This window comes from Bacillus sp. AFS077874 (genome assembly GCF_002566505.1).
GTDB lineage: Bacteria > Bacillota > Bacilli > Bacillales > Bacillaceae_G > Gottfriedia.
The window spans coordinates 165921-182821 of record NZ_NUYF01000013.1 but is presented as its reverse complement, the minus strand read 5'-3'; the positions used below and the strand labels follow the sequence as shown (position 1 = coordinate 182821).

Here is a 16901-nt window from a genome sequence, read left to right as displayed (position 1 = left end):
CAACTCACTGTATCGAAGGGGTTGAAAAGGATGTCAAAATTGAATCCATCTGCACGTTTAAAGATTAATCGAGATACTTTTTTTGTACCTGATGCGAATGGAGGTGTTTATTTTAGGAATAACTTAAGTTCATTTCGAATGGAAGGTACATCTGTTTACCAGTGGATTGAAAAGTTACTGCCTATGTTTAACGGTGAACACTCATTAGATAGTTTAACAAATGGTTTGCCTGACCAATACCGAGAAAGAGTATATGAAATAGGTGAGATTTTATATAATAATGGTTTTGCACGGGATGTAAGTAAGGATCATCCACATCAATTATCTAAAGATATTTTAAATAAGTATGCAAGTCAAATTGAGTTTTTAAATTGTTTTGGAGAGTCCGGCGCATATCGTTTTCAAACCTATCGCCAATCCAAAATATTGGCAATTGGTACTGGAACAATTGTCACTTCGCTAGTTTCAGCATTACTTGAATCGGGGTTAGCGAAATTCCATCTTTTAATAACGAATACTGAAAATACAGATAAAAAACGAATTAAAGAAATTGTAGACAACGCACGGAGGACAGATCAAGAGGTCGAAGTTGAATTTATTAAGAGAAAGAAGCTTTCATTACAAGAGATTGTATCAACTTTTGATTCGATTTTATACGTTTCAGAAGATGATCCTGTTTATGAGCTGAAAATGCTCAATGAGATTTGTAAAAGAGAGAAGAAGAGATTTATCCCAGCAATTTCTTCGCAAAAGATCTGTATGGCCGGACCATTAGTGACTTCAAATGCTGAAGCTTGCTTCGAGTCGGCGTGGAGAAGTGTGCATCAAAACATTCTCTGTGAAGAAGAAACGAACCAGTCATTGTCTGCGATTACATCGGCAATGTTGGCAAATATTATGGTGTTTGAGCTATTTAAGGATATTACACAGTCACGTGAAACAGAAAAAAATAATCAGGTTTATATTATTAACCAAGAGACGCTAGAGGGTAGTTGGCACACATTCTCTCCTCATCCACTAGTGACTGGAAAAGCGAAAGCTAAAATAGTTCATAATTTTGAGGAAAAGTTAGAGGAAAACAAACCTAGTGGAGATCAAAGTAATTTATTAACTTACTTAGGTCAGTTCAATTCACAAGAAACTGGATTATTTCACGTTTGGGGTGAGGGCGAACTAAATCAACTGCCATTAGCTCAATGTCGGATACAAGTAGTAGATCCTCTTACAGAAGGTCCAGTAAAACTATTAACAAGTACGATTTGTACTGAATTAACTCATGAAGAAGCACGAAGAGAGGCAGGGCTTACTGGAGTTGAAATGTATGTATCTCAAATAGCCAGTCAACTTATTATGAATTCAGAGTCCGATGTTGTAGAGTGTATTGAACCTGGGGAATACATCGCAATCGCTACTGGTCAAACTTTTTCAGAAAGTATTTGTAGAGCACTACAAAAATATTTGTCCCAAGAGCTTAATAAACAAACGGGCGATCAAAATCATATTCAAGAAATTAAAGCGATAAAAATTGAAGATGATTGTGCTCAATTTTATTTACAAATATTAAATACAATACATGAATCTCCAAAAATAGCATTAGGAAAAGAGGTTTTTGGATTTCCAGTAGTCTGGATTGGTACAGAAAAAGGCTGGTATAGAAGTGTTGGTTTAAATAGAACAATGGCCTTACAAGATGCACTAAAACAAGTACTTAAGGAATCGCAAAATAAAACCCCACTACTTGCATCAACAGCTATCCAGAGTTCATCAGTTTTAGTGGAAGAAAAGCAAATATCTGAAATGATTATCCCCGAATCTAATCGTGCTGTACATTCTGATCTATTAGTTTCGGCTATCGATATCTTAAAACGAAATAATATGGAGTTACTAACATTGGAGTTTATGCTTGAATCGATTAATGTAGATGAACTTGCGGGAGTTTATGGTGTCTTGTTAAGAGAGGTGAGCTCGATTTGAATTCAACGGTTACCATTTTTGGAGAGGGATTATTAAGTAAGTACACATCCGAAATTCTGTTAAATAAATATAAAATAGTTCAACAGAAAGATTTAAAGTCTCCGGTTTCCGAGGATACTAGTTTAATACTTATTTTGGATGATGCATGGAACCCTAAGATTTATGAAAAAGCGGATGAAATTTTAAGGATAGGAAACGTTCCATGGCTTCGTGCTTGTATATCATTTGGAGAAGGAGTAATCGGACCTTTAGTACATCCTGGGCAAAAAGGATGTATAAAGTGTGCCGATTTTAGACGTTTAATGGCTGGCAGAGAGCGCAGAGAAATGCTAGAAATAGATCATCAGTTATTTGAAGGTGATGGAGTATCGGATGATGTATGGGGTACAAGAACGGGACTTTTACAAATGGCTTATTTAATTGCAGCTGAAGTAGAAAAATTTATGAACGGTAAAGAAACTCGTTTAGAGGAACGTATTTTTTTACTAAATATGAAAACGTTCAAAAGCTCTAATCACTTTTTTTTACCGTATCCCTTATGTCCAATTTGTGGTGAATTAGAAGATGATACTTCTGATTCTGCTATTATTTCACTCGAGCCTAGTATGAAAGTTTCTCCAACTAGCTATCGTAGTCGCTCAATGGATGAATTAAAGAAAGTGTTAGTTAATGACTATTTAGGTCAAAAGACAGGTTTTTTAAATGGAAAGGCATATGATCTAACCACGCCATTTGCAGATGTAGTCGTAAACTTACCGTTACTCCAAGGGGATGAAGGAACAGCGGGGCGTACACTATCCTATGAATCTAGTGAATTAACGGCCATTTTGGAAGGGTTAGAAAGGTATTGTGGCCTCACTCCACGAGGAAAAAAAACGGTAGTACATGATAGTTATAACAATGTAAAAGAGTATGCAATGAATCCCGAAATTGTTGGCACGCATTCGAAAGAGCAATATGCTCTGCCGCGTTTTCCATTTAAGAAGTTTAATCCTAAACGGAAGATTGATTGGGTATGGGGCTATTCATTTTTGAAGGAAGAGCCGATTCTTGTACCGGAGTTGCTTTCATACTATAGTCTAGGATGCGGTCACGGTTATGTGTATGAAACTTCTAATGGATGTGCACTAGGGGGAAGCCTAGAAGAAGCTATTTTCTACGGTATTTTGGAAATTGTTGAACGGGATTCATTTTTAATGACTTGGTATGCTCAGTTGGCTCTTCCTCGACTTGATCCAAAATCGGCTAAGGATCAAGAACTCGATTTAATGATTGAACGCATGCGTTTAGTTGGTGGTTACGATCTTCATTTATTTAATTCGACGATGGAGAATGGGATTCCGAGTATTGTTGCCATTGCAAAAAACCGAAAAGAACATGGTTTAAACCTCATTTGTGCAGCAGGCGCTCATCTTGATCCTGTTCGGGCGGTTAAAAGCGCAGTGCATGAGTTAGCTGGGATGATGTTAACATTAGATAAAAAGTTTGAAGAAAATTATGCTAAAAATATGAAAATGCTATTAGACAATACTCTCGTTAAACAAATGGATGATCATGGAATGTTATATGGTTTACCTCAAGCAGAGGAGCGTCTGAAGTTTTTACTAGATGATAACCGTCCATTAAAGACTTTTGAGGAAGAATTTAAATGGAATACAAACCATCTGGATTTGACGAATGATTTAAAGGATATTCTACAAGTATTTAAACAATTAAAACTTGATGTGATTGTAGTCGATCAAACTACACCTGAAATCAAAAGAAATGGATTATCTTGTGTAAAAGTCTTAATTCCAGGAATGTTGCCTATGACATTCGGCAATCACTTAAAACGATTAAATGGACTTGATCGAGTGTTAAAAGTTCCAGTTAAATTGGGCTATACGAAGAAGCCGCTAAAGCCGGAGCAGCTCAATCCATATCCGCATCCGTTCCCATAGGTGGTGTTCTAGGAGGTCATTTTGGATGAGTTTACAAACATTTCTACACAATCTTCATTTTGATATTGATAAGGCAAATCAAATTGATTGGGAAGTAGATTGGGAGGATGCCCCACTAACTTATAAGCTTTATAAAGATTTACCTACTATTCCACTTTCTCTTAACGTTCCATTATCCTTAAAAGAAAAAAGGGACTCAATTGAGCCGAATTTAGACGAAATAGGCTACTTTCTATGGTATGTATATGGAATAGCTCAAGTTGCTCAAACAGCAATAACTTCCGGCTCCAACGAAATGGTAAATATGATGTCTTCAAACCGAAGATTCATCCCTTCTGGTGGAGGATTGTATCCAAATGAATTGTATTTATATCTTAAGTCTGATCAAGTCTCTTCAGGGATTTATCATTATGATGTTGCTAGACATTGCTTAGTTTTATTAAGAGAAGGAAATTTTGATTCTTATGTATCAAGAGCTTTAGGAAATAGATGTGATCTTCCAAAGTGTTTTGGTACTATTTTTATTTCAACAATGTTTTGGAAAAATTTCTTTAAATACAATAATTTTTCATATCGCCTTCAAGGGTTAGATTGCGGTGTGCTAATTGGACAGATTTTAGAGATGGCTAAACGCTTTGGGTTTAAAGCGGGAGTATATTACCAGTTTCTAGATCAAGCGATCAACCATTTAATCGGCTTAAATGGACGTGATGAAAGTGTATACGGAGTCATTCCACTCTCTATTGAAGAATCTACCTTGATTTCAAAAGATAATGTAAAAAGTAAAAATTTCAATACGATCGATCTAAGTAAAGAGTTACAAACAGTTTCACATAAATATTTAGTAAAATCGAAAAAGATTAAAGAGTTCCCGATGCTAATTAAACTGAATAAAGTATCGATGATCGAATCGACACAAACATTTAGAAAAGTTGATGAAGCTGTTGATGCTTTAGATGGACGACATCGAATAATATTACCTAAAGTGGATCGTCTAACTTATGATTTAGCTACTATATGCAAAGAACGGTTTTCACCTGAGCTTGGCTTTGTTTTACGCCCTATTAGTCAAATAAACCTAGCAACACTACTTAAAGAAGCAACAGCATCCTTCTCATATATAAATGATTTAGATGGATCCTTTAAAAATAGTAAGAACAGGCCAAAATTATATTTATGTTTGTATAAAGTTGAAGGCATTAACAATGGTGCTTATTATTATGATGATCATACCCATACGCTAGTACAAACTAAATTAGGCGATCATCGGATGCAACTCCAATATGGAATGAGTGCCCCTACCGTTAATTTATTCCAAGTGCCAATTTGTATACATGTAGTAGGGAATATAGAACATATAAAATCGACACATAGTTATAGAGGCTATCGAATCCAACAGATGGAAGCTGGCATAATGGTTCAACGTTTACTAATAGCCGCATCAGCATTAGGATTAGGGGGGCATCCACTACTTGGATATAATGTAAAATTATGCGATGAGTTATACAAATTAGACGAAATAGGAAAAACAAGTTTAATTCAAATTCCAATAGGTCATTATCGGAATAGGCCTTGGTTAAAAGGAAATTTGCATAGTTAATAAATCTTAAAAAGCTAAAAACAAAAAACAAGAATACTTTCTGAGTATTCTTGTTTTTTGTTCCAGTTTATAACGTCTGAATAAAATTGAATCCACCAAACCCAATGGTGGCATGGGTTCAATACCCAATCGACATATTTTCGACATACAAAAGTCTCAAAAATTAGAATGAATAGTTCTTTTGAATTAAAATTTTATAGTATAATTAATTTAATTATTATTTAAATATAAAAAACCTTCCAAAAAGAAGGTTTTTTTATTTTATTCTCCAACATATAGATCCTTAGAAAAATTAGTCTATTTAGAGGAAAACATTCTATGAATTATGGCTTTATGTATACCGGTAAAATTATATTAAAACAATATTAAAATGGTTATAAATACTTTTGATTAACATAACATATAATTAAAAAAAATGTCAGATTATAAAACTTTTTGTATAATTAAATCGTCTAATTTTAGTAAAACAAATTTAACTATTTTTCTTGTTAGCTTTTGTTTAATCTTAAACGTTGATTATTAGTAGTTTGATTAAAAGAATTCGTGACGATACTAGAATAAAAATAACCTTTATTAATCATCAAATACTCACGACAACAACTAATTAAAAAAACGATAAAAATTATAGGAGGAGAAAACAAATTGTCCAGAGTTATGAAAAATCGTAGAAAAAAACCAATTATAGGGATCGCAATTTCCTTAGTTTTAGTAGCTGGAGTGGCAGGTACTCTTTATGAACAAAACAAAGAACCAAAAACGATTGTTATTAAAAAGAATGCTAAGGTTAAAAATGACATTGTAAAAAATGATAATGTACTAAATTTTCCAGATTATTATAAAACTACAAAAGAAGATGAATCTGGATTATTAGAAGTGTTAAACGTTGATTCAAATTTAGTCTTAATTAATAAAGATCGAAAGTTACCAGATGGTTATGAACCTAACGATCTTATCTATCCATCCATACCATTAAATGGGGCAGTAAAAGAAAAAACTAGAATGAGAAGTGAAGCTGGACATGCATTAGAGAAGTTATTTGCAGGTGCAGCTGCGGATGGTTATACATTAACAGCAATTTCAGGATACCGTTCGTATGATCGACAAGTTGCTTTATACAATAATTATGTTTCTGTACACGGTGAGGCATGGACGAAGGCATACAGTGCATATCCAGGAACGAGTGAACATCAAACCGGACTAGCCATAGATGTTTCATCGCCGGCATTTGGTAATGCTTTAGAAGTAGGTTTTGCCAAAACGCCTGAAGGAACATGGTTAGCAGAGCACGCACATGAATACGGCTTTATTATTCGTTACCCAGAAGATAAAGTAGATATAACCAAATATCACTATGAACCATGGCATATTCGATACGTTGGAAAAGAATACGCTACTTATTTATATACGAATCATCTTGCACTTGAAGAAGCAATGCCAGCTAAAAAATAAAAATAATAAGGCATGTCTCACTAATTTGAGACATGCCTTTTACTATCTACTGATTGATTAGTGTATTTGCCATACTTAGTGCTTTACGGGTTTGTTTTTGTTTAATGTAATAGTTAAACAATTCTTTTTCCGAATGATTGATTAAATAAACGAATCCTAGTTTTTTAAAAAATGGTAATGAATGATCTGCCATATATTGATGATATTCTTCTTCTTTTTCTAGGATTAAAAGATCTAATAAGGTGAATAAGTTGATAAAAAGTTTGTCGTTTTTCTTGGAAGCAATATCAAATCCTTCACTTACAAACTGTAATAATTCACCCTTAGGTAATAGTTCTCCATAGTATGAGCTTCGTATATATCCTTCTAGGGAAAGTAAATATGGTATAGAATTAGAATCCTTCAATTTCATAGACTCAAAATAGTATTTTTTTGCTAACTCATAATTTTTTCTTCGGTAATATTCAAAGGCTAAATTATGATATACTCTTGCTTTTCGGTCTGATGATTTACAAATTTCACAGCTTTGGATTAAGTTTTCAAAGCCTTTAATCGTCTCTGAAAATTCTTCATTATCTTTAACTTGTATTAGCATAAGCATTTCGGAGTCGATTACACGAAGATAGGAATTAATACTTTTGAAATACTGACGGGCTTTATCAGCATAAAAGTAAGCCATAACAGGTAAATCATTAGAATGGTAAGCAGAAGCTAAATGATAATAATATTCCTCATTTGCATATTCTTCAATATTAATTTTCTTTAAAACCTGAATGGCAAGTAATGGTTCATGGTTCGCTAAGTGATAAATACCTTGCACATGTCTAAAAAGATTTATTTCATAAGGCGACAATTTGTGCTTTATTTTTTTTATTTCATTAATGAGCTCTTTTGCTTCATTCATTAAATTCTTCATTAATAAATATCTGATGCGAAGTAATTTATATTGATTGATATAATTTGAAATTTGAATTAACTCTGCTTGCTCAAGTTCTAAGTTGATTTCTTCTATTTCGTCAAATAGTTGCATTACAATAGACTGCTGCCAACTATTTATACGCATCTTAATATTTTTTAATTTTAAAATCTCATTTTCGATTTTTATTCCAAGTCTTACCGATAGTAGGGCAATAATTTCATTTGCATATTCTGTTTGAGATCTTTCTATTTTACTAATATGTGTACTAGAACAAATTCCTTTCCCTAACTGTTCTTGTGTCATCTGAGATTTTTCTCGATAATATTTTATGATTTTCCCCTCATACATAACAAATTTCTCCCTTTAGAAAACCTTTTTATTAAAAGTTTGAGTAGCAGAAAACCAACGATTCCCCCAAGTTAATAATAAAAATTTCTATTGAATTTAAATGACTTTCTTCCAAACATATCTATAAATTAATAAATTTAGTAAAATATGAGACTTAATTCTAAAAAGAAAAATTAATTATTGATGATTAATGTCGAAATAAGGATTATAAATGAAAATATGGACTGAAAAAACCCCCATTTACCACGAAAAATAGCTAAATTACAATTAAATTATTAGATTTGTCTAACTATTCTAATTCTACATCATTTTTTTATTTGGAGGAATGAAATAGAGTTAGTTAATTTAACCATTTTTTCATATAGTAGATTGTTTTTTACTTAATTTAATTTAAGTTAGTAGAAGGAGCGCATCGAAATGAAGATTAGAAAGAAGAAAATGCTAAACATATTGGTGACAAGTGTATTAACTACAAGCTTTTTTGCATCTTATTTAATGCCCCAAAAAAGGTCTTATGCAACTTCGAACTCTGTAGAATCAATGTTAAAGGGACTAACAGATGAGCAAAGACAATCAATTAAGCGCTTAACACCTCAAGAAGGCTTTATTATTGATCCTAGTTTACTATCATTAAAGGATAAGACTGCGCATGTCATCGTTGAACTAAAAACATCGCCACTAGAAGAGACCCAACAATCAAAATCAAAAGCATCACCAAAAGAAAAAAAACAAAAAGTAAGAGGTGAACAAGCGTTTTTTAAACAGCGATTAACTGAACTTTTCACTGAGAAGGCATCCAAGCAAAAATCAAGCCAAACATTCAACCAACAAGCCTTCCAATTTGATATTAAACAAACATATGAGAATGTATTTAATGGGATGGCAATGACAATTCCTACGAATCAAATTAATACACTTCTACAAACAGGTGTTGTAAAGCGAATTTGGAAAGATAATGAGGTCCGCTTGCCAAAAAATGAGTTATCTACATTAGATCAATCAGAAGGAAAAGCAATACCGCCAGCTCTTCCGCATATTGGCGTTGATCGATTACATAGTGAAGGCCTAAAAGGACAGGGCATAAAAGTAGGTGTTCTTGATACTGGTATTGACTATAATCATCCTGATTTAAAAGATTCATATAAAGGTGGATATGATTTTGTAGACAATGACGCTGATCCAATGGAATCAACGCCTGCAGATCAAAAAGCGTCTGGGGAGCCTGAATCTATAGATGGTAACCCATTTGTAACTGAGCATGGTACACATGTTGCAGGTACAATTGCATCCAATCCAAATAATAACGTGGAATATGCGATGACAGGTGTAGCTCCAAAGGTAGACTTATATGCTTATCGAGTATTAGGTCCTTATGGATCAGGTTCAGATTCAAGTGTTATTGCTGGGATAGAGAGAGCTGTAGAAGACGGAATGGATGTTATTAATCTATCTTTAGGTAATAATAGCAATAATTCCTTAAGTGCTACTTCCGTTGCGATAAACAATGCAGCATTGCAAGGTGTCGTACCAGTAGTTGCTGGAGGAAACGCTGGTCCAAATCCTGGAACACTAGGATCACCTGGGGCGTCTCCCCTAGCAATCACTGTAGGTGCAAGCGATGTACCTACTGATATTCCAACAGTAAAAACAAGTTTAGGTGATGTTTCAGTTCAAAATACATTAATGGGACATGGATTAGGTAAGGATTACTTAAATGTGCTCGATAAGGATTATCATGTTGTTGATGTTGGAAACGGTTACGAGGAAGATTATGCTGAGAAAGATTTAAATGGAAAAGTGGCTTTAATTGCCCGTGGAGATATATCGTTTGATGAAAAAATTAGACGTGCTCATGAAAAAGGTGCAGTAGCAGTCTTAATTTACAATAATGTAGACGGTGAGATTCCATATTTCTTAGGTGAAAACTATGGCTATGTTCCGACATTTAAAATGTTGCAAGCAGATGGAGGAAAACTTGTAGATCGTTTAAAAGCAAATCCAACGGAAACTATTAAACTATCAGATTTCCATTCAAATATGACTAGCGGCGACGTATTGGCTGATTTTAGTTCTCGTGGACCAGTGAGTAATAATTTTGATATTAAGCCAGATGTGGTTGCACCTGGTGTATCAACACTTTCAACGGTACCTGAATATATTAATAGCCCTGGAGATGGAGTAGATTATTCTCATAGCTATGCAAGTTTAAGTGGAACATCGATGGCAACACCACATGTTGCTGGAGTTGCAGCATTATTACTACAATCACATCCAGATTATACAGTAGCTGATGTTAAAGCAGCACTTATGAATACAGCTGATCCATTAAAAGGAAGAACATACAACGTAAATGAAGTTGGAGCAGGACGTGTGGATGCTTATGAGGCAGTTCATAATACTACATTGATTGAAGTACAAAACAAAACAATTACACTTGATCAGGATGGCTTCAAAAAACAAATCGATGATATATCTGGATCTCTACCGTTTGGAAGTATTGCACAATCAAGCGAGGATCAAACTAGAACAACTTCGATTAATATTAAAAATTTAGGTAAGAAACTAGAAACGTATCATACAAATGTAGAATTTTTAACTTTGGATGGTGTATCAAAAGATGCTAGTAAAAATGGTGTTAAATTGGAATTACCATCTACAATTGAAGTAAATGGAAATGAAAGTAAAAATATTGATGCAAACTTAATGATTCCAAGTAATGCCGATTTTGGTATTTATGAAGGTTCTATTCACATTGAAAATGAATCGAAGACTGAGGAATATCAAATTCCTTTCCACGTACGCTACTCAACTAGTGGTTTCGAAAATGTGACATTTTATAAACATGCTGTAACGAACGATCTAAGTAACTACCATCCATATATTGAGCCGTTTGTACCTGTTTCATTTAAAATGAATAGTGGAATGAAATCGATGGATGTAATCGTTAGTGACTTAAACGGTAAACCAATTGGATTATATGGAACGTATACCGGTATGGAAGATCTTAGTCTTGATACTGAATACTTTATCTTATTCGGTTTCACCGGTTCAGTAAAGCTTTTTACAGGTGAACCGAATAATCCTTTATCTCGTGAATATGAAGACTTAAAAGAAGGTAAGTATATTGTTTCATATATTGGTACAGGAGTAGATGGTAAAACGTACAAAGTTGATAATGACATGGTTATCGATAATACACCTCCGAAAGTAGTGTTTGATAAGAAAACAGGTGTAAATGAAATCTCTAGTACAGATTTAACTACGGAAAATAATCCAATGGATGGCAAGGATTATAACGCATATTGGGTTCATGGTAATGTTTATGACGATACGGTTGATTATTTGAAGAGTAGAGGACATGACATTACGCAAGAAGCAAATACAGTTTATGCGTATCAAGATTCTTATTGGCCGACTGCACAGTTTTTCCCTACGGCTAATGGTGACTTCAAATTTGGTGTATTGCCAGAGGAATATGCAAATTTTCCGACGAATATAAGAATTTATACTTATGACCATGGAACTGCTGGAAATCCGACTTTCCCAGAATTTACGATTATTAACAAAGGTGATAAGTATGCAACTGTAAATACAAATACAAATGGGGTAAGTCTTGGTTCTGAGTTTGTTAATACATTTAGGGTGAATAACGCCAAAGATTTAACAAGCGCTAATATTACAATCGATCTTCCACATTATTATAAAGTTGATAGCGTTAAAGCATCAAAACAGTTAGAGGACTTAGCGAAGAAAAATAATTGGACGATTCGTGTTGCTAAACCAAGTATAAAAGAAGATTATTGGTCAGATATTATTACATTTGCTGTAGACATTACAGACAAAAAGACGAAATTACCAGTTTCAATTAATGGCGATATGGATTTACTAGATATTAATTTAAAAGTCGTTGATGATCTAAATTATTTTGTAGAAAGTGGATTCTATTCTCAGGAATCATCTTATCAAACAAATGATGGAACTAAGTTTACTTTACCTACCTATGCTGATCATTTTAAATTCATCTCTCAACACTCAATGCTAGAAGGGTATTACCATGGTGAAGCTGTAAATTTAGATAATTATGATCTGGATTATTCAAAAATTGGTACAAAGGCTTATGTTGTTGATAAAAAAGGTAAAAAATATAATGCATCAATTCAAGAAAATGGATGGATGACAATCACTGATATTCCTGCGACTGCAGATGATTATTCCTTAGTCATTAATATTCCTGGGCATTTCTTATACACTAAAAAAATCAAATTAAGTAAAACGATTGATGGAAAAGTACAAGGAATGTACTACGACTTGTATCCTGATACTGCTGCTGCTGGAGATGTAAATGGAGATAATGTAATCGATATTTATGATGCGAAGCTAGTTGCTAATAGTGCAGGGGAAACAGGAGTTAACCTAAAAGCAGATCTTAATAAAGATGGTGTTGTGGATATTGTAGACTTCAACTATGTTGAAAAGAATTTTATGTCAATCAATCCTTATTTCCCAACTTCAATTAAACCAGTTGAAAAAGTAGGTAAATTAACGTTAGAAGAATTGAAAAAGAGCTTTAACTAAAAAAAGAGGGTGCCTTATATGGCATCCTCTTTTTTACTTCCACGATTCAATTGCATTTATTAGTAATGACGCAAATACTTTTGCTCCATCTGGTTTTAAATGAACGCCATCTGGGGAAAAATATGAATTATGATTTGCGCTAGCACTATGCCAGTCTACAACTCTAGTATTTGGATAGTTACTTGAAACTTCTCTTAAAGTTTTATTAACAATCGATTCCCAAGGTCTAGGGACACGCGTGTTAACAAATAAAATTTTTCGATCTTTCCCAATTAACTCGATGAGAGAAGACATTTGTTTTACGGTAAATGGACCGTTTGTACCTAGCTCTATGACAACAATATTACCAAGCGAATTTGTGTTTTTTGCTTGTTGAATAATTGCAGATGCTTCAGTAAATTGTCTTCCAATTTTAGCATTTACTGAAAGGGATGAATATGTTTTTTTGAGTTCAGGAATTGAATTAATAACAACAGAATCTCCTATGATAAATACACTATTGTTTGAAACAGCCGGCTTATTCGTATCAGCAGGTTTAGTATTAGTAGTAGTATTTGGAGTTTGATTGTTATTTACAACTGGTTTAGAATCTTCAGTTGTTTGACCATTATTATTTTGCTTATTTGTATTGTCAGTAACTGGCTTTTCATCTTTATTTACTGTTTTTTCTTCATTATTTACTGTTTTATTGTCATCCTTTTGCTGAATTGGCTTAGTTACCTGTTTATCGTGATCAACTATAGCTGTTGAAGGAGGTTTTTTAGTATCGTTTTCAACAACAGTTTCAGATGATTGCTTTGATACGGATTGAACTGATCCAATTTCTGAGCTTGCTTTTACACCTTGAGCATCAGGGAGCATAGATAGTCCAAAGCTTGCGATCCCAGATAGTAAAATAAACGTGCTTATGATCACAATATGTTTATAAAAGAATTCTTTTAAATTAATATTTCCTGCAAGGAAGTTCTTCCAAAGTATACCTAGTTTACCTTTTCTAATTGGGTCTTCAATATAGTGATAGGATAGTGCTGCAAGAACAAATATTAAAGTAATTTGACAAATTGCTCTAAAAAGTGAAATATCGCCAGTGTTAACCTTAGGGGAAAATAAAATAATTACAGGATACTGCCATAAATAAATTCCATATGAACGTAATCCGATCCATTTCAATGGTCTCATTGCTAGGAATCTACCAATCTTACTTGTAGGGTGAGCGAGTGCTGCGATTAGCATTGCAGCGGAAATAGACAATAGGAACATTCCTCCGCGATAAAGGAAACTATCATATTGATTTGTTTTACCGACCATAAGTAGAAAAATAAGTAAACCAGTAATCCCAACTAGATCAATTAAAATCTTTCCAGAGGTTGTAACGTTATTTGTAAGTTTTCGGCTAGGCCATACTAATGCTAAAGAAGCTCCTATTAATAATGAAAAAGCTCTCGTATCAGTACCGTAATAGACCCTACTAGGATCACTACCTGGATGGAATAATATAGCCATCAGTAATGCAGAAACGATTGCACCAACTAATGTATATAAAAATAGGCGATCTTTATTTTTAATATATTTTAAGCCTAATAAAGTAAGGATTGGCCAAATAATATAAAATTGCTCTTCAACTGCTAACGACCAAAAATGATTTAATATTGAAGGATTTGCAAAAGACTCAAAATATGAAAGATGATGGAAAATATACCACCAATTACTGTAATAAAATATTGCAGCTACTGAATCTTGTTTTAAATTTCCGATCATTGATGATTTGAATAATGAAACAAATGCAATGACAATTAGTAGTAAGGTGAACATTCCAGGTAAAAGTCTTTTTGCGCGGCGGTACCAAAAACTTTTTAAGTCGATCCTTTGATTTGTACTCCACTCGGCAATTAATAAATCAGTAATCAAATAACCTGAAAGTACAAAGAATACTGTTACTCCTAGGAACCCACCAGAAGCAAAGGAAAAATTTAAGTGATATGCAATGACCGATAAAACTGCTAATGCTCTAAGCCCATCTAATCCAGCCATATAACGAAACTGTTTATTTGTATTAGACATAAGCAGAACCTCTTTGTTTAAACACCTCATAAACGATTTCTTTTTCGAACAAATGTTGAGCTATTATAAAATTTAATTTTTTAACCGTCTGAACCGCGAAGTTCATTACTAATTTCCCCTTCCCCTAATTTAACTATTTATATCAGCCTTCTTTATATATTTGGCTATTTGTTTAATGTATTTGTTTTTCTTAAAAGAGAGCCAAACCTAATCAATTAAGAGTGGCTCCTTTATTCGTTTGTTTAAAATTTATCTAATGTAATGATGTCCAACTAAAACTTTTGAAAGAACGTCAGTTGGAATCGTGAATTCAACAACACCCATATAACCAGGGGCAACTTCATATTTATCAAATGAAATAACAAGCTTATGATCTTTATTTATATAAAAATTTTGATTGTCTTTAATGGTTACGAAAGGATCAATTGAATAGTCAAGATTTGCTTCCGGTATCCAGTATACCTTACTTTCATCTTTTTTCATCTGCTCTTTCATTTGTTCTTTAATGTTTTCGCTAATTATTTTTACATATGATTGATCTTTAAAAAGAATAGGTAAAGACAATAAAATTTCATTTTTCTTGTCAATTGTGTCAAATTTCATAGTTGTTGAAGAGGAAGCAGCAGTATTAACAACATATCTTTCAATCGACAATATGTCCTCATTATCTGTTTTAACTTCATAACCACTATCAATTCCTAAGTGTGCACCAGAATCTTTTTTTACAGACTCTGTTTCTTTCATAAATTGATCATATAGCTTCTTATTTTCTTCTAAGTATTTTTTGTTCAAGCTTTGCTCTAAATCTTTATTTTTTAAATTATTAACCGCAGGGACTTTTAAATCTGCCTTATAGGTTGGCTCATCTACAGTATATTCAGTAAAAGTTAGTACATTAACAACATTTCCAAGTATTGGAACATTCGATAATGTCTTTGCAAAAGTCGAACTAGTATTGATTGATAAAACAAATAGTGCAGCAGTAAAAAAACCTGTAATTGACTTTAGAGGGAATCTTTTTTGTATGGAACGTTTAATTGCTTTTTTAACAATAATGTCCAAATTATCAGGGATAGGGACATTTTTATAGTCCGATCTTAATTTTTCTAATTTTTTATCCAACTAATTGGCCTCCCAAAAATAAATTCATTTCATTTTAATCCGGAGTATTTCTAAAGCTTTATATAAACGAGTTTTTATAGTATTTGGACTCTCCTGTAAAATTTCAGCAACTTCTTCAATCTTTAAGTCTTCGAAATACCTGAGGACAATTACAACCCGATATTTAGTTGGTAAAGATTCTAATGATCTTTCTAAATCAATATCCGTATAATTATCATCCTGACCTGAAGAATATAACTCAATCGTTTCTTCATCCATTACAGTTACTTTTTTTTGTTTTCTTAAAAAATCTAATGATGTATTTACTACAATTCTATAAAACCAACTTTTTAAAGATTGTTCATTTTTTAATTTATCTTTTGAGGAAATGGCTTTATGAATAGAATCTTGTAATATATCCACCGCATCTTCTGAATTTTTAACGTAGCTATAAGCTAACCGATAAAAATCATCTTTATTATTAATAATAAAATCTACAAGTTCCTTTTCTAAGTTAGATTTCCCCTTCATTTAAAGAGCTCCTTTTTTGAGATACGTATCTAAGAAGGTACACATTATAAAAGACGTATACCTATTCGAAAAAGTTTTATAAAAAGTAAAAAACATTTAAGGAAATTTTTACTAAAAATCAGCCAAACAGTTTAATGGGAATTTGGCCTAAATTAGTAGTATACAGATGGCATACCTATTCGTAAACAAACTATAGACAATTAATCAAAAAAAAGAGCTAAAGAGTACTTCAGCTCCAATCAACTAGCGTTTTAGAACCAAAACAAAAAATGCTAGAATCTTAAACTCTTGCTCTTTTATAGTTGTTTTATTTTAAAATGCTGAATGTACAACGAATCAAACAATTTAATCATAAATATGTTAGCTATTTATTTACCTATTGAGATTATAGATAATAGTAATA

The 16901-nt window shown here is 32.9% G+C and carries 9 protein-coding genes; 5 read left to right on the top strand and 4 right to left on the bottom strand.

Features of this window, described 5'->3' with window-relative positions; translation table 11 throughout:
• The first annotated feature begins 30 nt into the window (after positions 1 to 30).
• The 4 genes from COJ46_RS16100 (at position 31) to COJ46_RS16085 (ending at position 6963) form a co-directional block, all read left to right on the top strand.
• Positions 31 to 1974, top strand: coding sequence for a putative thiazole-containing bacteriocin maturation protein (locus COJ46_RS16100; RefSeq protein WP_097973162.1), 1944 nt, complete (start codon positions 31 to 33; stop codon positions 1972 to 1974).
• Positions 1971 to 3914: a TOMM precursor leader peptide-binding protein gene (locus tag COJ46_RS16095; protein ID WP_097973163.1), complete on the top strand. Its 1944-nt coding sequence runs from the start codon at positions 1971 to 1973 to the stop codon at positions 3912 to 3914. Before COJ46_RS16100 ends, COJ46_RS16095 begins: the two co-directional genes overlap by 4 nt.
• Positions 3915 to 3939: 25 nt before the next feature.
• Positions 3940 to 5514, top strand: a complete 1575-nt coding sequence (locus tag COJ46_RS16090) for a SagB family peptide dehydrogenase (RefSeq protein WP_097973165.1) — start codon at positions 3940 to 3942, stop codon at positions 5512 to 5514.
• Between the two features lie 642 nt (positions 5515 to 6156).
• The gene (locus COJ46_RS16085; RefSeq protein WP_286133378.1) at positions 6157 to 6963 is read left to right on the top strand and encodes a M15 family metallopeptidase; all 807 of its coding nucleotides are present in this window, start codon (positions 6157 to 6159) and stop codon (positions 6961 to 6963) included.
• A 46-nt stretch (positions 6964 to 7009) separates the two neighbouring features.
• On the opposite strand, the gene COJ46_RS16080 is transcribed toward COJ46_RS16085, so the two are convergent.
• Positions 7010 to 8230, bottom strand: a complete 1221-nt coding sequence (locus tag COJ46_RS16080; protein WP_097973166.1) for a helix-turn-helix domain-containing protein — start codon at positions 8228 to 8230, stop codon at positions 7010 to 7012.
• Positions 8231 to 8647: 417 nt separating this feature from the next.
• Between COJ46_RS16080 and COJ46_RS16075 the strand changes: the two genes are divergently transcribed.
• Positions 8648 to 12805 carry a S8 family serine peptidase gene (locus COJ46_RS16075; RefSeq protein ID WP_097973168.1) on the top strand — a complete coding sequence of 1386 codons (4158 nt, stop codon included), beginning with the start codon at positions 8648 to 8650 and terminating at the stop codon, positions 12803 to 12805.
• Between the two features lie 33 nt (positions 12806 to 12838).
• Here the strand turns inward: COJ46_RS16075 and COJ46_RS16070 are convergent, their stop codons facing one another.
• The 3 genes from COJ46_RS16070 to COJ46_RS16060 form a co-directional block, all read right to left on the bottom strand.
• Positions 12839 to 14866 carry an acyltransferase family protein gene (locus tag COJ46_RS16070; RefSeq protein ID WP_097973170.1) on the bottom strand — a complete coding sequence of 676 codons (2028 nt, stop codon included), beginning with the start codon at positions 14864 to 14866 and terminating at the stop codon, positions 12839 to 12841.
• A gap of 249 nt (positions 14867 to 15115) precedes the next feature.
• Positions 15116 to 15988 (bottom strand): anti-sigma-V factor RsiV, encoded by an 873-nt coding sequence (rsiV, locus tag COJ46_RS16065; RefSeq protein WP_097973172.1) that lies wholly within the window; start codon positions 15986 to 15988, stop codon positions 15116 to 15118.
• A 24-nt stretch (positions 15989 to 16012) separates the two neighbouring features.
• Positions 16013 to 16498: an RNA polymerase sigma factor SigV gene (locus COJ46_RS16060; RefSeq protein ID WP_097973174.1), complete on the bottom strand. Its 486-nt coding sequence runs from the start codon at positions 16496 to 16498 to the stop codon at positions 16013 to 16015.
• Positions 16499 to 16901 lie beyond the last annotated feature (403 nt).